Origin of the sequence: Streptomyces muensis (genome assembly GCF_021474425.1) — a bacterium.
GTDB classification, from domain to species: Bacteria; Actinomycetota; Actinomycetes; order Streptomycetales; family Streptomycetaceae; genus Streptomyces; species Streptomyces muensis.
Map to the genome: position 1 here is coordinate 25,797 of NZ_JAKEIP010000030.1, position 16,499 is coordinate 42,295.

11 protein-coding genes and 1 pseudogene are annotated in these 16,499 nt (G+C 71.0%); all 12 read right to left on the reverse strand.

Annotated elements, in window-relative coordinates; all coding sequences use genetic code 11:
* Nucleotides 1–20: 20 nt before the first annotated feature.
* The 12 genes and pseudogenes from L0P92_RS11145 to L0P92_RS11205 all read right to left on the reverse strand — a co-directional run bounded on the left by L0P92_RS11145 (nt 21) and on the right by L0P92_RS11205 (nt 16,445).
* Nucleotides 21–1,418 (reverse strand): alkaline phosphatase family protein, encoded by a 1,398-nt coding sequence (locus L0P92_RS11145; RefSeq protein WP_234762389.1) that lies wholly within the window; start codon nt 1,416–1,418, stop codon nt 21–23.
* Entirely contained in the window at nt 1,415–2,584 is a 1,170-nt protein-coding gene (gene eboE, locus L0P92_RS11150) for a metabolite traffic protein EboE (protein ID WP_234762390.1), read from the reverse strand. The genes L0P92_RS11145 and eboE overlap by 4 nt, the downstream gene beginning before the upstream one ends.
* Before the next feature lie 3 nt (nt 2,585–2,587).
* Entirely contained in the window at nt 2,588–3,511 is a 924-nt protein-coding gene (locus tag L0P92_RS11155; protein ID WP_234762391.1) for a TatD family hydrolase, read from the reverse strand.
* Nucleotides 3,511–4,248 (reverse strand): EboA domain-containing protein, encoded by a 738-nt coding sequence (locus L0P92_RS11160; protein ID WP_234762392.1) that lies wholly within the window; start codon nt 4,246–4,248, stop codon nt 3,511–3,513. Before L0P92_RS11160 ends, L0P92_RS11155 begins: the two co-directional genes overlap by 1 nt.
* 546 nt (nt 4,249–4,794) lie before the next feature.
* Nucleotides 4,795–5,220, reverse strand: a pseudogene (locus L0P92_RS45445) (sugar phosphate isomerase/epimerase); the annotation flags it as partial.
* A complete protein-coding gene (locus L0P92_RS11175; protein ID WP_234762393.1) occupies nt 5,217–6,389 on the reverse strand; it encodes an inositol-3-phosphate synthase in 1,173 nt (390 codons plus the stop codon). The pseudogene L0P92_RS45445 and the gene L0P92_RS11175, both read right to left, overlap by 4 nt.
* A gap of 83 nt (nt 6,390–6,472) precedes the next feature.
* Nucleotides 6,473–10,186, reverse strand: a complete 3,714-nt coding sequence (locus L0P92_RS11180; RefSeq protein WP_234762394.1) for a ThuA domain-containing protein — start codon at nt 10,184–10,186, stop codon at nt 6,473–6,475.
* 263 nt (nt 10,187–10,449) lie between these two features.
* The gene (locus tag L0P92_RS11185) at nt 10,450–11,448 is read right to left on the reverse strand and encodes a sugar phosphate isomerase/epimerase family protein (RefSeq protein WP_234762395.1); all 999 of its coding nucleotides are present in this window, start codon (nt 11,446–11,448) and stop codon (nt 10,450–10,452) included.
* 20 nt (nt 11,449–11,468) lie between these two features.
* A complete protein-coding gene (locus L0P92_RS11190) occupies nt 11,469–12,707 on the reverse strand; it encodes a Gfo/Idh/MocA family protein (RefSeq protein ID WP_372497237.1) in 1,239 nt (412 codons plus the stop codon).
* A gap of 146 nt (nt 12,708–12,853) precedes the next feature.
* Nucleotides 12,854–13,891, reverse strand: coding sequence for a substrate-binding domain-containing protein (locus L0P92_RS11195; RefSeq protein WP_234762396.1), 1,038 nt, complete (start codon nt 13,889–13,891; stop codon nt 12,854–12,856).
* A 17-nt stretch (nt 13,892–13,908) separates the two neighbouring features.
* A complete protein-coding gene (locus L0P92_RS11200) occupies nt 13,909–14,928 on the reverse strand; it encodes an ABC transporter permease (protein ID WP_234762397.1) in 1,020 nt (339 codons plus the stop codon).
* Nucleotides 14,925–16,445: a sugar ABC transporter ATP-binding protein gene (locus tag L0P92_RS11205; protein WP_234762398.1), complete on the reverse strand. Its 1,521-nt coding sequence runs from the start codon at nt 16,443–16,445 to the stop codon at nt 14,925–14,927. The genes L0P92_RS11200 and L0P92_RS11205 overlap by 4 nt, the downstream gene beginning before the upstream one ends.
* Between the last annotated feature and the right edge of the window lie 54 nt (nt 16,446–16,499).

Below are 16,499 nucleotides of genomic sequence, written 5' to 3' on the forward strand. Positions count from 1 at the left end.
GAGCTGAGCGGGCTGACCACTCAGCCCAGACCGGCGAGTTGAAGCAGAAGCGACTTCACATCGGTGGCCGCGACGCGGTCGCCGACAGCGCGGGGGGTGGAGCAAATGAGGAGCGGACCGTCGTCGTCGCTCGCTGGTATGCGGCCATGGCTGCCGCGAATAGGTGAGGGATCCAGGGGCACCACCGCCATGCGGTAGCGCATGCCGAGTTTCTTGCGGGCGAGCGCGGTCGCCGCCTTGACCTTGACGTAGGGGTCGAGGGGGTCCATGAAGAGTTCGACCGGGTCGTAGCCGGGTTTGCGATGGATCTCGACGAGTCGCGCGAAGTCGGGCGCGTGGGCGTCGTCGAGCCAGTAGTAGTACGTGAACCAGGCGTCCGGCTCCGCGACGGCGACGAGTTCGCCGGAGCGCGGGTGGTCGAGATGGTGGGCCTTCTTGCCCTCGTCGTCGAGGAGTCGCTCGATGCCGGGCAGTCCGTCCAGGGCGGCCCGGGTCGCGTCGAGGTCTTCCGGCCGGCGTACGTAGACATGGGCGATCTGATGGTCTGCGACCGCGAAGGCACGTGACGCCATCGGATCCAGGTACTCCATGCCGTCCTGCGTGTGCACTTCGAGCAGGCCTGCCCGCCGCAGGGCGCGGTTGATGTCGACGGGGCGGCTCACGCGGGTGATGCCGTACTCCGACAGGGCGACGACGGTACGGCCCTCGGAGCGGGCGTCGTCCAGGAGCGGGGCCATGGCGGTGTCGAGGTCGGCGGCCGCCTTCAGGGAGCGCGGGTCGTCGGGGCCGAAGCGCTGCAGGTCGTAGTCGAGATGAGGGAGGTAGCACAGGGCCAGGTCGGGGCGGCGGGTGCGGACGATGTGGCGGGTCGCGTCGATGATCCAGCGGCTGGAGGTGAGGTCGGCGCCGGGGCCCCAGAAGTGGAAGAGGGGGAACGTGCCGAGTTTCTCGGTGAGTTCGTCGTGCAGGGCCGGGGGCCGGGTGTAGCAGTCGGGTTCCTTGCGGCCGTCGGAGTAGTAGATCGGACGGGGGGTGACGGTGATGTCGGTGTCGGCGCCCATGGCGTACCACCAGCAGATGTTGGCGACGGTGTAGCCGGGGTGGGCGCGACGGGCGGCGTCCCAGAGCTTGTCGCCGGCGACCAGGCCGTTGTGCTGGCGCCACAGCAGTACGTCGCCGAGGTCACGGAAGTACCAGCCGTTGCCGACGATGCCGTGCTCCGACGGGTGGGTGCCGGTGAGGAAGGTGGACTGGGCGGCGCAGGTGACCGCGGGCAGGACGGTGCCGAGCGGGGCGTGGGAGCCGGACCGGGCGAGGCGCTTGAGGTGGGGCATGTGGTCGAGGAGACGGGGGGTGAGGCCGACGACGTCGAGAACCAGGAGCGGAGTCGGGCCTGCGTCGGAGGGGTGGTCGCTCATGGCAGCTCCTTCAGGCCGAGGTCCGTCAACAGGTCGCGGGCGAGGGTGAGTTCGGCCGCGATGCCGTCGGCGAGCCGGCTGCGGGCTCGGGGCCGCAGTTCGGGTGGCAGGGCCTGCCAGGTGTAGGTCTCGACCTCGAGGTGGCGGGTGAGCGGGTGCGGGCCGCCGACGAGGCGGGTCAGTGCGGTCTTGAGGACGGGAAGTGTGGAGGTGAGCGGTGCGGCGGGGGCCGCGTGGAGTGGGACGTGGAAGTGGGCCCGCCATGGAGAGGCATCGGGCAGGGCGTCGCCTTGGAGGGCCTCGCCGAGGTCGTCGGTGCCGCGCAGGCCGGCGGCGGTGGCGGTGCGGGTCTGGTGCAGGAAGCGGGGTTCGTCGAAGGCGGCGAGGGCCTCGCGGACTTCGGGGAGGTGGGGGTGTTCGGCGTGCAGAGCGGCGGAGAGCTGGGACTTGACGACGGGGACGCGGGCTTTCGCGAGTGCGTCCAGGGCGGTGTGCGGATCTTCGAAGGAGGTGGCGAGGTGACAGGTGTCGACGCAGACGCCGATGCGGTCGTCGCCGATCGCGGTGAGTGGGGTGATGGCGTCGGCGGTGGTCTCGACGGTGCAGCCGGGTTCGGGTTCGAGGCCGACGCGGATGTCGCGGCCGGTCAGCTCCTGGAGGGCGTCGAGGCGTTCGGCGAGGGTGAGCAGGGCGGTGCGGGCGGTCTCGGCGCGATGCTCGTCGTAGGCGGTGCGCCAGGCGAGGGGCAGGGTGGAGATGCTGCCCTGGGTGACGTCGTCGGGGAGGAGTGCGGCGAGGACGCGGGCCAGGGCGGTGGTGTGGTCGAGGCGCTCGGGGTCGGCCCAGTCCGGTTTGTAGACGCGGTACTTGACCTCTTCGGCTCCGAAGCCCTCGTACGGGAAGCCGTTGAGGGTGACGACCTCCAGGCCACGCCGGTCGAGTTCGCCGCGCAGACCGCGCAGGGCGGACGGGTCTGCGACGAGGGCGCGGGCGGCGTCCTTGGCGAGCCAGAGTCCGATGCCGAGGCGGTCGCGGCCGAGCCGTCGGCGGACGGGTTCGCAGTGGTCACGGAGTTGGGCGAGGACGCCGTCGAGGGTCTCGGCCGGGTGTACGTTGGTGCAGTAGGCGAGGTGGACGGTGGAGCCGTCGGGGTGGCGGAAGCGCATGGCTCACGCCCCCGTGGCCGGGGCGCCGGCAGGGTCGTGCCGCTCTCTCGGGGTGCCTGCCGGCAGCCCGTCAGGGTCCTTCGGGGCGCCACGGAGGATGGAGTTGCCCTCGTGGGTCGCCTCCGGGGTCGTGATGGCGAGGTCGAGGCGGCCGCTGAGCCCGTAGAAGGTGACCGGGTTGCGCCACAGCACGAGATCGACGTCGTCCGCGTCGAAGCCCTCGGCCAGCATCAGGTCGGCGACCCGGCGGGTCTTCAGGGGGTCGCTCCTGCCCCAGTCGGCGGCCGAGTTCACCAGGACCTGTTCGGTCCCGTACTCGCGGAGGATCGCGACCATCCGTTCCTCGTCCATCTTGGTGTCGGGATAGACGGAGAAGCCGAGCCAGCAGCCGCTGTCCTTGGCCTCCTTGACGGTCGTCTCGTTGAGGTGGTCGACCAGGACGTGGTCCGGGGGCAGTGCGGACTCCCGGACGACATCGAGGGTGCGGCGCAGACCTGCGAGCTTGTCGCGGTGCGGGGTGTGGACGAGTGCGGGAAGTTCGTGGGCTGCGGCCAGCTGGAGCTGGGTGGCGAGGGCGGTGTCCTCGGCGGGGGTCATCGAGTCGTAGCCGATCTCGCCGACGGCGACGACGTGGTCCTTGACGAGGTAGCGGGGCAGTTCGTCGAGGACGGGGACACAGCGTGGGTCGTTCGCCTCCTTGGGGTTGAGGGCGAGCGTGCAGTGGTGGGCGATGCCGTGCTGGGCGGCCCGGAAGGGCTCCCAGCCGAGAAGGGAGTCGAAGTAGTCGAGGAAGGAGGCGACCGAGGTGCGGGGCTGGCCGAGCCAGAAGGAGGGTTCGACGACGGCGTGGATGCCGGCGGCGTGCATGGCCTCGTAGTCGTCGGTGGTGCGGGACGTCATGTGGATGTGGGGGTCGAACAGGCGCATCAGGACTCCTTGCCGTCGGTGCCGTCGGTGCCGCGGGTGCCGTCGGGGGCCGGCGGAGTGGCTGTGGGGTCGGTCAGGGTCAGGACGCGGTGCAGGTCTTCGGGGACGGGGCGGCCCGCGGCGGTGCGTTCGGCGGCGTAGTCGCCGAGCATGCGGGCGAGTTCGGCGTCTTGGTGGGCGCGGCGGTCCAGTTCGGCCACGGCGTCGACCGGCACACCGGTGAACAGGCACTTCAGTACGGCGTGGCGCCACTGGTGGGGGTCGAGGTACCGGGCGGCGTAGGGGCCGACGGCGGCGGAGAGGAGGTGGGTGTCGTTGGTCCGCAGGGCGTCCTCGACGAGCGGGAGGGCGTCGGGGCCTGGCACCAGATGGGGCAGCGCGTGCAGGACGGCGCGGCGTTCGGCGGCGGTGCCCTGGGAGTAGACGCGGGTGACGGCGTCGGCGTCGGCGCGGGCCGCGTGCAGGATGAGGACGCGGGCGGCGTCGGCGTACTCGGCCCCGCAGCGCCGGCCGGCCTCGGCGATGCGCAGCTCCCAAACGGAGATGGGGCCGTGGGTGCCGGGGTGGGCGGCGGCCTCGTCGAGGGCGCGGTGGAGCCAGGCGCGGGCGGCGTCGCCGAGCCGGGCCGTGAGATGGCGGCGCAGCTCGGCGGGCGGGGTGAGGGCGAGGCTCGTGCTCTGCGGGTCGGGTCGTTGAGGGCGGGCCCACTCGCGGTGCGCGGGAGTCCCTGCCGCCACCGGCACCGGACTGCCGGCCCTCGCCCCGCCGTCGGCGTCCGCCCGCCTGCTGGCACCGGCCCCGCCATCGGCACCCGCCCGACCATCAGCGTCCGCCCGGCCGTCGGCATCCGATCCGGACGCCGTCCCTGGAGCCTGGCCATCGGCGCCCGCACCGCCATCGGCACCCGCCCGGCCGTCAGCACCCGTCCCACCATCGGCCCCAGCCCGACCATCGGCATCCGCCCCGGGCGCCGTCCCCGGAACCTGGCCATCGGCGCCCGCCCTGCCATCGGCATCCGCCCCGGGCGCCGTCCCCGGGGCCTGGCCGTCAGCATCCGCCCCGCCATCGGCCCCCGCTCTGCCGCCGGCATCCACCCCGGACGCCATCCCCGGAGCCTGGCTGTCGGCGCCAGGCGCAGGCTCGGTGGTCGGGCGAGGCTTCGGGTCTGTCGGGGTGTCGGTGCGCACGGCGCCCTCGGTGTCCGCGCCCGGGGTGGCCGGGGTGATGCGGGGATGGGTCATGAGGTGCTCCCTTCACGGGTGGCGGAGGGATCGCCGGAGAGTGGGACGAGTACGGAGGATCGAGTGGCCGTGGCCTCGGCGCGGCGGAGGAACGGTCTCCACGGTGACGTCCAGGCCGAGCGCGTCGAGCCGTCGGGCCAGGCGGGCGGTGCGGGCGGCGAGGTCGGGGGCGTACGGGTCGAGGTGCATGTGGTCGAGCGTGAGGCCGACGCCGGCGTAGCCGAGGTCGGCGAGCAGGGCCAGGGCGTCGTCGAGGCGGAGGTCGGCGAGGCCGTTGGTGCCGTAGCCGAAGTGGAGCGGACCGGCGGAGGGCGCTTCGGCGGCGGGGGTGGCGTGCTCGGTGCTTGTGCCGTGCGGGCTGCCGACGGGCGGCCCAGGTGCGTCGGACGGTCGGGGTGGGACGGCGGTCGGGTGGCTCCGGTGGCGTTCGGCGGTGGGCGATGTGTGGGGTGCCCGGTGCCGGGTCACCGTGTCTCCTCGTCGGGGCCCGGGCGTGGCGCGGGGGCGTCGGGGTTCGCCGCGGCCAGTCGTTCGGCGAATCCGGTCAGGGCCGCGTACTGCTCTCCCAGTGCCGCCGGGCCTGCTCCCACCGGGTCCTTGAAGTAGAAGCCGAGTTCGCCGAGCGGGCCGGTCAGGCCGGCCTCGTGGGCGCGGGCGGTGAGGCGGGCCAGGTCCAGTACCAGGGGTGCCGCGAGGGCCGAGTCGCAGCCCTGCCAGATGGTCTGGAGGATCATGCGGGTACCCAGGAAGCCGTCGAAGGCGATGTGGTCCCAGGCGGTCTTCCAGTCGCCGAGGGCGGGGACCTCGTCGATGTGCACCTCGCCCTCGGGGACCGTGCCGAGGGTGTCGGAGAGGACGCGTTCCTTGCCGGCGTTCTTGGCCGCGGCGGCGGCCGGGTCGGCGAGGGCGGCGCCGTCGCCGCCGCCCAGCAGGTTCGTGCCGGACCAGGCGCGGACGGTCAGTGCCCGTTGCGCGAACATCGGGCCCAGCACGGCCCGGAGCAGCGTCTGGCCGGTCTTGCCGTCCCGGCCCGCGTACGGCAGGCCGCTGCGCTCGGCCTCGCGGGCGGCGACGGGGTGGTGCATGCCCTCGGAGGGGGTGAAGTTGACGTAGGGGCAGCCCGCGCGCAAGGCCGCCAGTGCGTACAAGGTGCTGACGGGAAGCGGGGCGCCGGGGCCCTGGGAGGCGGGTTCGGTGGAGGCGACGTTCACGACGACGGCCCGCTCCAGCTCGTGGCGGCGGATGAAGTCGGTCATGTCGTCGGCGAAGGCCGTGATCAGTTCGGCCTCGGTCCTGGTGTCCCCGGGGGTGGGGCCGCCCGGCCTGATCTCCCGGTCGGTGGCGGCGAGTTCGGCGGCGACGGCGGTGGCGATCCCCGGTGGGAGGACGCCGCTGGCGGTCAGCGTCTCGGCGCGTTTGGGCAGGGGGCAGTCGAGGGTGTCGTGGCCGCCGAAGACGAGGCCCGAGAGGGCCGGCAGGGCGCTGTCGGTGAACGCCGGGGTCTCGGTCACCATGCCGGTGGGCGGGTGCAGTCCCGCGGTGATGGCGGCGCATCCCGTGACGACGGTGGTGGCGACGGAGCCGCGGGCTCCGATCAGCCACACTCCGACACGCGGTCGGGCGAGGGACGCGGACATGGGCAGCCTCCTGGTCGTGCGCGAACCCGAAAAGAGGGAGGGAGACGGCGGGCGGGGGTCCGGCGTCCCCCGCCCGCCGCCGTTCAGTCGCCCTGGACGGGCAGTTCCTTCAACTGGATGTTGCGGAAGGAGACCTGGTCGTCGGCGCCATGGTTCTGCAGGCCGATGTAGCCGTCGGTCAGGCTCCGCTCGGGGTCCTTGTTGGTGAAGTCGTTGATCTTGACTCCGTTGAGGAACACCTGGAGGCGTTCGCCCTGGACCTTGATCTCGTAGGAGTTCCACTGGCCGGGCGGCCGCAGGACCTGGTCACGGACCTTGATGTTCGCCGACTTGAACGAGTAGACGGAGCCCGTGGTGCGTTCGGGCGCGTCCGTGGCGTCGATCTGGATCTCGTAGCCCTTGTTCACCGCGGACCAGGGGTCGTCGGAGGCCGGGAAGCCCACGAAGATCCCGGAGTTGTCGTCGCCCTGCATCTTCCAGTCGAGCTTGAGGGAGTACGACTTCAGCTCCTTGGCCTGGTACCAGAGCAGGCCCATGCCGCCCTCGGTCTCCAGGGTGCCGTCCTTGACGTTGAACTTGCCGGGTCCTGCCTGCTTCCAGCCGTCCAAGGTCTGGCCGTTGAAGATCTTCCGGTAGCCCTTGTTCGGCTTGCAGTCCGCCTTGACCTGGCCGGTGGCGTACTGGAGGCCGCCGAGCAGATGGGCGCGGAAGGCTTCCTCGGCGTAGGACTCCTTGGTGTGGCCGCCGCCGGTGTAGAAGGAGCGGCCGCCGCCGTAGCTCTGGCACCAGGCGATCGGGTGGTCGCCCTTCATGTTCCCGCCCTGATAGCTGGTCTCGTCCAGGGTGGCGAGGACCTTGGCCTGCTCGCGCGGGTTGGTGCGGTAGTTGTACCACTCGTCGGTGCGCTCCCAGGTGTCGCCGAGGTGCGCGGTGGACGGGTGGTCGTGGTCCTCGACGCGGACGGTGGCCTTCTGGATCGCCGGGTGCGAGTGGAAGTAGGCGCCGACGAGTCCGCCGTAGAACGCCCAGTCGTACTCGGTGTCGGCCGCCGCGTGGATGCCCATGTAACCGCCGCCGCCCGCCACGTAGTTCTCGAACGCCTTCTGCTGCTCGGCGTTGAGGACGTCGCCCGTGGTGGACAGGAACGCCACCGCGTCGTACTTGGCGAGGTTGGTCGTGGTGAACTGCTTGGCCTCCTCGGTCGCGTCGACCGAGATGCCGGCCGGGCCGCCGAGTTCCTTCAGCGCGGCGATGCCGGCCGGGATGGAGTCGTGGCGGAAGCCGGCGGTCTTGGAGAAGACCAGGACCTTCTTGCCGCCCCTGAACGGCTCCTTGGAGAACTCGAAGTCGTCCACGTCGTACAGCGCGCCCTCGCCGCCCTTGAAGACCAGATAGATCTGGGTGGTCTTCTTCGGCAGCGCCCGCAGCGGTACGTCGACGTTCTGGAAGGTCTCCCAGCCGCCGGTCGGCGGGATGTACGCCGAGCCGTGCAGCGGTCCGTCGGGCGAGCCGGTGCGCAGTTCGATGAAGCCGCCCGCGCCGCCGGAGGAGGCCCGTACGGTCATCTTCTTCTGCCCGTCGAACCGGTAGGGGGTGAAGGAGATCCAGTCGCCGTCGTTGATGTTGCCCACGGTCTTGCCGCCGTTGGCGCCTGTCTTGTCGATGACGGAGATGCCCGACTGGGTGGTGAAGTGCTCGCCCTGGCGGTGCAGCGGCTGCAGCACGGTGCGCGCGGTGCCGGTCAGGGCCTCCTGACCGTTGGCGCCGCCGTCGGTGTAACTGGCGCCGACGACGCCGTAGATGTTGGCGTTGGGGTCGTGGCCACCGTCGCCGGCGGGCGGGGTCAGGGTGCCCTCGCAGCCCATCTCGCTGGTCAGCTCGTGGGCGTGGGAGTCGTGGCCGAGGCTGTAGGCGACCTTGACCTTGGAGCAGTCGATGGTCTCCTCGGGGTCGGTGACGGTCACCTTGAACGGGACGGGCTTGCCGAACTCGGCCAGCGCGCCGTTGCCCGGGACGTCGATGCGCACCTTGGGCTCGGTGTTGCCGACGACGATCCGGGTGCTGGCGTTGCCGGTGTTGCCCTCGGGGTCCTTGGCGGTGAAGGTGGCGGTGTAGGTGCCGACCTTCTTGTACCGGTGGGTGGGGTTGAGGCCCTCGCCCTTGGTGCCGTCGCCGAAGTCCCAGCTGTAGGTGAGGTCGGTGGAGTCGGCGTCCTTGGCCGAGGCGGTGAACCTGACGTTCAGTCCTGCCGCGCCGGACGTCTTGTCGGCGCTCACCTCGGCGATCGGGGAGAAGCCGTCCTCGGCGTTCTCGATCCGGTACAGCGCGGAGTGCTCGTCGCCCTGGAACCAGGAGACGCCGTAGTCGAGGACGTAGAGCGCGCCGTCCGGGCCGAACTCCATGTCCATGATCTGGGTGCCGGTCCACGGGAAGTCGTTGATCTTCGCTACGGAGCCGTCCTCGTTCTGCTCGATCCGCTTGATCCAGCGGCGCCCGAACTCACCGGCGAAGAAGTCACCGTCGTAGGCCTCGGGGAACTTCACCTTGGAGTCGAGGTCGGGGTCGTAGCGGTAGACCGGGCCGGCCATCGGGGACTCGGAGCCGCTGCCGAACTCGGGTACGGAGCCGCCGTCGTACGGGATCCAGGCGGCCTGCGCGGGCGGCAGGTCGGTGAGGCCCGTGTTGTGCGGGGAGGTGTTCTTCGGGGCGTTGCAGTCGAACGTCTCGCCGGACTCCTTGGTGGCGAAGTCGTAGTCGACGTAGGCGTCGTTGTCGCCGGTGCAGAAGGGCCAGCCGAAGTTGGCGGCCTTGGTCACCTTGGCGAACTCGACCTGTCCGCCCGGGCCGCGCTTCGGGTCGGCGGCGCCCGCGTCGGGACCGTAGTCACCCACGTACACGATGCCGGTCTTGTCGTCGACGCTCATCCGGAACGGGTTGCGGAAGCCCATCGCGTAGATCTCGGGGCGGGTCTTCTCGGTGCCCGGGGCGAAGAGGTTGCCCTCGGGGACGGTGTACGAGCCGTCCTCGGCGACCTTGATACGGAGGATCTTGCCGCGCAGGTCGTTGGTGTTGGCGGAGCTGCGGCGGGCGTCGAAGGCCGGGTTGCGGTTCGGCCGGTCGTCGATCGGGGTGTAGCCGTCGGAGGAGAAGGGGTTGGTGTCGTCGCCGGTCGACAGATAGAGGTTGCCGGCCGCGTCGAAGTCGATGTCGCCGCCGACGTGGCAGCAGGTGCCGCGGGAGGCCGCGACGTCGATGACCTTCTTCTCGCTGGCGAGGTTGAGCGTGCCGTTGGCGTTCAGGGTGAAGCGGGAGAGGCGGTTGACGCCGTCGAACTTCTTGAAGTCGTCGGCGGTACCGCTCTCCGGGGCGTCGCCCGCGGGGGTGTCCAGCGGCGGGGCGTAGTAGAGGTAGATCGCCCGGTTGTTCTTGAAGTCCGGGTCGATGCCGACGCCCTGGAGGCCCTCCTCGTCGTGGCTGTAGACGTCGAGCCTGCCGGCGACCTTGGTGACGCCGCCCTGGTCGGTCAGGCGCAGCGTGCCGTCGCGCGAGGTGTGCAGGACGCTGCGGTCCGGGAGCACGGCGAGCGACATCGGCTCGCCCATCTCGGGTTCGCCCTTGGCGAGCGGCACCTGCTGGAACTGGCCTTCGGCTGCTGCCGGTTCGGCCTCATCCGGCTGGGCGCCGGCGACGGTGGCCGGGGCGCCCACGGTCAGGAGCAGGCCGGTGAACAAGGCGAGAGTGGCGCGCAGTCCGGGACGTCTGTGGGTGCGGGTGCCGCGGGATCTGGTTCTGTGCACGAAGTCCCTCCGGGAACGGGTGGGCCGTACAGGGTGGATGCGAAGACGTGCGGTGCGGGCGCCGGGGTGCGCCGTCACCCCGGAGGTGGCTGTGCCATGAACACTTCAGGGACGGTAACCCCCTCCGTCCGGGGCGAACACCCCTTGCGTCAGGATCGGTTGGGCTTTCTCCCATCGCAGGACAAAGCGGTATCGGGGCAGGTCGGAGGGGGGACCGGCGGTGCCTCCGGTCCCCGTACCCCGACCAGCGCCGGGTGTGTGGTTCAGCTGTTGAACGCCGCGTCGAAGGAGGCCGACGGCGGCTCGAAGTCGTACGCCTTCAGTCGCGTCAGCGCCTCGGGCGCGCCCTGGAGCCGGTCCATGCCGGCGTCCTCCCACTCCACGGAGATGGGCCCCTGATAGTCGATGGAGCGCAGCATCCGGAAGACGTCCTCCCAGGGGACGTCACCGTGCCCGGCCGAGACGAAGTCCCAGCCCCGGCGCGGGTCACCCCACGGCAGATGCGAGCCGAGGCGGCCGTTGCGGCCGTCGAGGCGTTTGCGGGCCTCCTTGCAGTCGACGTGGTAGATGCGGTCGCGGAAGTCCCACAGGAACCCGACCGGGTCGAGGTCCTGCCACACGAAGTGCGAGGGGTCGAAGTTGAGGCCGAAGGCGGGGCGGCCCCCGACGGCCTCAAGGGCGCGCCAGGTCGTCCAGTAGTCGTAGGCGATCTCGCTCGGGTGGACCTCGTGGGCGAACCGCACGCCCTCCTCGTCGAAGACGTCGAGGATCGGGTTCCAGCGCTCGGCGAAGTCCTCGTAGCCGCGCTCGATCATCGACTCGGGCGCGGGCGGGAACATGGCGACCAGATGCCAGATGGCGGAGCCGGTGAAGCCGATCACGGTGTCGACGCCGAAGGCGGCGGCAGCACGCGCGGTGTCCTTGACACGTTCCGCGGCCCGCCTGCGCACCCCCTCCGGCTCCCCGTCGCCCCACACCTCGCCCGGCAGAATGGCCTGGTGGCGCTCGTCGATGATGGCGTCGCAGACGGCCTGGCCGACCAGATGGTTGGAGATGGCCCAGCACTTGAGGCCGTACTTGTCGAGGAGCTGATGCCTCGACTCCACGTAGGACGGATCGCTCAGCGCCTTGTCGACCTCGAAGTGGTCGCCCCAGCAGGCGAGTTCGAGACCGTCATAGCCGAAGTCGCGGGCGAGTCGGCAGACCTCCTCCAACGGCAGATCGGCCCACTGGCCGGTGAACAGCGTGAACGTACGCGGCATTGCGTCAGCCTCCTCGGGGCTCAGACCGCGATCGGGGTGTAGACGGAGTTCTTCTCGGCGCTCTCCTCCACCGCCGCGAGCACGCGCTGCACTTGCAGCCCGTCGGCGAAGGAGGGTTCGGGCTGCCGGCCCTCGGCGACGGCGTGGACCAGGTCGCGGGCCTGGTGGACGAAGGTGTGCTCGTAACCGAGGCCGTGGCCCGGGGGCCACCAGGCGTCCAGGTAGGGGTGGTCGGGTTCGGTGACCAGGATGCGGCGGAAGCCGGCGTGCGCGCCCGGTTCGGTGCCGTCGTGGTAGGAGAGTTCGTTGAGGCGCTCCAGGTCGAAGGCCAACGAGCCGTGCTCACCGTTGAGTTCGATGCGCAGGGCGTTCTTGCGGCCGGTGGCGTAGCGGGTGGCCTCGAAGGAGGCGAGGGCGCCGGAGGGGAAGCGGCCGGTGAACACGGCGGCGTCGTCGACGGTGACCTGTCCCGTGGCGGTCTCGGCGGACACCGCGGACAGCCCCTTCACGGCTCCGCCGGGCAGCGGACGCTCCCGTACGAAGGTCTCCGTCAGCGCGGACACGCCGCTCAGCCGCTCTCCGGTCAGGTACTGCGCGAGGTCGATGATGTGCGCGCCCAGGTCGCCGAGTGAGCCCGAGCCGGCGATCTCCTTGCGCAGCCGCCAGGTCAGCGGAAACTGCGGGTCCACGAGCCAGTCCTGAAGGTATGTCACCCGTACGTGGCGCAGGCGGCCGAGGCGGCCTTCGGCGACCATGCTGCGGGCGAGGGCGGTGGCGGGCACCCTACGGTAGTTGAAGCCGACCATGGCCAACTGACCGCGCGCGTACGCCTGTTCGGCCGCCGCTGTCATGGCCTCGGCCTCCTCGACGCTGTTGGCGAGGGGCTTCTCGCACAGGACGTGCTTGCCGGCGGCCAGCGCGGCGAGCGCGATCTCGGCGTGGCTGTCGCCGGGGGTGCAGATGTCGACGAGGTCGATGTCGTCCCGCTCGACCAGGGCACGCCAGTCGGTCTCCGCCGACGCCCAGCCGTGCCGCTCGGCAGCCGCTCGTACGGCGGTGGCGTCCCGCCCGCAGATCGCGGTCAGGACCGGGGTGCGGGGCAGGTCGAAGACCCGGCCCGCGGTACGCCAGCCCTGTGAGTGCGCGGCGCCCATGAAGGCGTAGCCGACCATGCCGATGCGCAGCGACGGCTTCCCCGGGGTGTCAGGTGCCGGCGTTCCGGTGCCGCCGTCAGCTTCCGGCTGTCGCGGCTGTCCCATGAAGAGGTCCTCCTCGTCGTCGTGGCGCTGTGGGGGGTTTGCCGGTCGCTTCTCCGCGGGGGCGCGGGGTTCGGCGGAGCCGCGTGTCGATACAGCCCCGCGCCCCCGCGGGGGGTGATCGGACCGGCGTTCGGACGTGTCGGCCCCTACTTGAAGCCCGTGGGCATGTACTGGTCGACGTTGTCCTTGTCGACCACCGCCGAGTAGAGGGTGACCGAGGCCGGGATCTCGAACTCGGCCATGCCGCCGATGCCCTTGCTCTGGCCCAGCGCACGGGCCAGGTCGATCGCGGACGCCGCCATGGTCGGCGGGTACAGGACGGTGGCCTTGAGGACGCCGTCGTCCTTCTTGATCGCCTGGAAGGCGGACAGCGCGCCGGCGCCGCCGACCATGAGGAAGTCGTCGCGCCCGGCCTGCTCGATGGCCCGCAGCGCGCCCACGCCCTGGTCGTCGTCGTGGTTCCACAGGGCGTCGAACTTCGACTGGGCCTGCAGGAGCTGGGCCATCTTGGCCTGCCCGGACTCGACCGTGAACTCGGCCGCCTGCCGGGCCACCTTCTTGATGTTCGGGTAGTTCTTCAGCGCGTCGTCGAAGCCCTTGGTGCGCTGCTGGGTCAGCTCCAGGTTGTCCAGACCGGCCAGCTCGATGACCGTGGCGTTCGACTTCCCCTTGAGCTTCTCGCCGATGTAGTGGCCGGCGTTGAGGCCCATGCCGTAGTTGTCGCCGCCGATCCAGCAGCGGTAGGCCTGCGGGGTGTTGAAGATCCGGTCGAGGTTGATGACCGGGATGCCCGCGCGCATCGCCTTCAGGCCGACCTGGGTGAGTGCCTTGCCGTCGGCGGGCAGCACCACCAGCACGTCGACCTTCTTGTTGATCAGCGTCTCGATCTGGCCGATCTGCGCGGCGGTGTCGTTCGACCCCTCGGTGATCTCCAGGGTGACGTCCGAGTACTTCTTGGCCCTGCTCTTGGCGTTGTCGTTGATGGCGTTGAGCCAGCCGTGGTCGGCCTGCGGACCGGCGAAGCCAATGGTGACGGCCTTGCCGGGCTTGTCGTCGGCGGCCGGCTGGTCGTTGGCGGCCGGCTCGTCGTCGGATTCGTTGCTGGTGCACCCCACGAGGAGGGCACCGGCGCCTATCGCGGCGGTTCCGAACAGCAGCCCTCTGCGACTGGTGAGCTCTGGCATGACGGTGAACCCTTTCCTCAGGTCGTGCTCGCGGTACGGCGCTGGACCAGCACGGCGGCGACGATGATCGCGCCCTTGGCGATCTGCTGGACGTCGCTCTGCAGGTTGTTCAGGGCGAAGATGTTGGTGATCGTGGTGAAGATCAGGACGCCGAGCACCGAGCCGGTGATGGTGCCGCGGCCCCCGCTGAGCAGGGTGCCGCCGATGATCGCGGCGGCGATGGCGTCGAGTTCGTAGAGGTTGCCGTTGGTGTTCTGGCCGGAGCCGGACAGGATGACCAGCATGAAGGCCGCGATGCCGCAGCACAGGCCGGACAGCAGATAGAGGTAGAGCCGCTGGCGGCGCACGTCGATGCCGGCGAGCCGGGCCGCCTCCGCGTTGCCGCCGACGGCGACCGAGCGCCGTCCGAAGGTCGTGCGGTTCAGGACGAGCCAGCCGATGATCGTCACGACCGCGAACACCATGACCAGGGGCGGAATGCCGAGCACATACGCGTCGCGCTCGCCGAGGTCCAGCACCGAGGGCACGGTGACGATCTGCGTCTTGCCGTCGGTGATCTGGAGCGCCAGTCCGCGCGCCGAGGCCAGCATGGCGAGCGTGGCGATGAACGGGACCATCGCGCCGTACGCGATCAGCACCCCGTTCACCAGGCCGCATCCCACGCCTACGATCACCGCGGTGAAGAGGATGCCGGCGAAGCCGTACTCCTGGGTGGCCACCGTCGTCGCCCACACCGAGGCCAGCGCGACGATCGCGCCGACGGACAGGTCGATGCCGCCGGAGATGATGACGAAGGTCATGCCGACGGTGACGACGCCGATCACGGAGCCCTGGGTGAGGACGAGTTGCAGGTTGCGGGTGTCAAGGAACTCGTCCGGCTTGGTGATGCCGCCGATGACGATCAGCGCGGCGAGGACGCCGAGCAGGGAGAGGGTGCGCACGTCGGCGCGGGCCATCAGGCCCCGCCAGCCGGGCGCCGCTCCGGCCGACGGCACCTTGCCGGTGCTGTCCCGGGGCGGGGAGGCGTGCTGCGTCATGACGCCGGGCTTCCTTCCATGACGAGGTCGAGTACGCGGTGTTCGTCGAGTTCGCGCGCGGGAGCGGTGTGTACGACACGGCCCTCGCGCAGCACCAGGACGCGATCGGCGAGGCCCAGCACTTCGGGCACCTCGCTGGAGACCAGCAGGACGGCGAGGCCTTCGTCGGCCAGCCGGCGCACGACCGCGTACAGCTCGGCGCGGGCGCCGACGTCGACGCCCCGGGTGGGTTCGTCGAGCAGCAGGACGCGGCAGCCGCGCAGCAGCCAGCGGGCCAGGACGGCCTTTTGCTGGTTGCCGCCGGAGAGGGTGCGCACGGGCACCGACGGGTTGTCGGGCCGCAGCGACAGCTCACGGGTCGCGGCCCGCGCGGCCCCCAGTTCGGCGGCCCGGTCGATCCAGCCGCCGCGCGAGAACCGGGACATGGAGGAGACGGAGACGTTGCGGGTGACGGACTCCAGCATCAGCAGCGCCTGCGCCTTGCGTTCCTCGGGTGCGAGCCCGAGTCCGGCGCGCACGGCGGCCCGTACGCTGCCCGGCCTGAGCGCCCGCCCGTCCACGAGCACATGACCGGCGCTGGGCTTCCTGGCCCCGTAGATCGTCTCCAGGATCTCGGAGCGCCCCGAACCCACCAGTCCGGCGAGCCCGACGATCTCCCCGGGCCGCACGCTCAGGTCGAGGGGCTCGAACTCCCCGTGCCGGGCGAGTCCGCGCACCTCCAGCAGCGGTTTACCGGCCGTCGCGTCCGTGGTCGGCCGCTCGGGGAAGACGTACTCGACGTTGCGTCCCGTCATCATCGCCACGACGTCACGCGTCGGCGTCGTCTTCGCCGGGAGCCCGCCCGCCACGGCCCGGCCGTCCTTCAGCACGGTCACCCGGTCGCCGATCCGGCGGATCTCCTCCAGCCGGTGCGAGATGTAGACGACGGCGACTCCCGCGGAGGTGAGGTCGCCGACGATGCGGAAGAGGTTGTCGACCTCGTCCGGGTCGAGGGCGGCGGACGGCTCGTCCATCACGATCAGCCGTACGTCGTGGGAGAGCGCCCTGGCCATCGACACGATCTGCTGGTGGGCCGCCGACAGGTCTCCGACCAGGCGTGCCGGGTCGATCTCCGGGTGCCCGAGTCGCTCGAGAAGCTGGGCTGTCGAGGATCGAGCCGCCTTCCCCCTCACTACGAAGCCGGCGGCCGTCGGCTCATGGCCGAGGTGGACGTTCTCGGCCACCGACAGGTGCTCGACCAGGTCGAGTTCCTGGTAGATGGTGGCGATGCCGAGGCGCATGGCGGCGATCGGCGAGCGGAGGGTGACCTCCTCGCCGCGCCAGCGGATGGTGCCGGTGTCGGGCTGGTGGGCGCCGGCCAGGACCTTGATCAGGGTGGACTTGCCGGCGCCGTTCTGGCCGAGCAGACAGTGCACTTCACCGGCCTGGACGTCGAGGTCGACGCCGTCGAGGGCGCGGACTCCGGGGAACGACTTGGTGATGCCGGACATGCTGAGCAGGGGTGGTTCTGGTGCCATGAGGTCCCCTTGGCGGGCGTGCGGGCCGGATTCAGGGCAGGGCAGAGCAGGGCA

Excerpts from the sequence above, each read along its gene's own strand:
- L0P92_RS11145 (WP_234762389.1), bottom strand. The coding sequence starts at position 1,418 with ATGAGCGACCACCCCTCCGACGCAGGCCCGACTCCGCTCCTGGTTCTC.
- eboE (WP_234762390.1), bottom strand. The coding sequence starts at position 2,584 with ATGCGCTTCCGCCACCCCGACGGCTCCACCGTCCACCTCGCCTACTGC.
- L0P92_RS11155 (WP_234762391.1), bottom strand. The coding sequence starts at position 3,511 with ATGCGCCTGTTCGACCCCCACATCCACATGACGTCCCGCACCACCGAC.
- L0P92_RS11175 (WP_234762393.1), bottom strand. The coding sequence starts at position 6,389 with ATGTCCGCGTCCCTCGCCCGACCGCGTGTCGGAGTGTGGCTGATCGGA.
- L0P92_RS11185 (WP_234762395.1), bottom strand. The coding sequence starts at position 11,448 with ATGCCGCGTACGTTCACGCTGTTCACCGGCCAGTGGGCCGATCTGCCG.
- L0P92_RS11190 (WP_372497237.1), bottom strand. The coding sequence starts at position 12,707 with ATGGGACAGCCGCGACAGCCGGAAGCTGACGGCGGCACCGGAACGCCG.
- L0P92_RS11195 (WP_234762396.1), bottom strand. The coding sequence starts at position 13,891 with ATGCCAGAGCTCACCAGTCGCAGAGGGCTGCTGTTCGGAACCGCCGCG.
- L0P92_RS11200 (WP_234762397.1), bottom strand. The coding sequence starts at position 14,928 with ATGACGCAGCACGCCTCCCCGCCCCGGGACAGCACCGGCAAGGTGCCG.
- L0P92_RS11205 (WP_234762398.1), bottom strand. The coding sequence starts at position 16,445 with ATGGCACCAGAACCACCCCTGCTCAGCATGTCCGGCATCACCAAGTCG.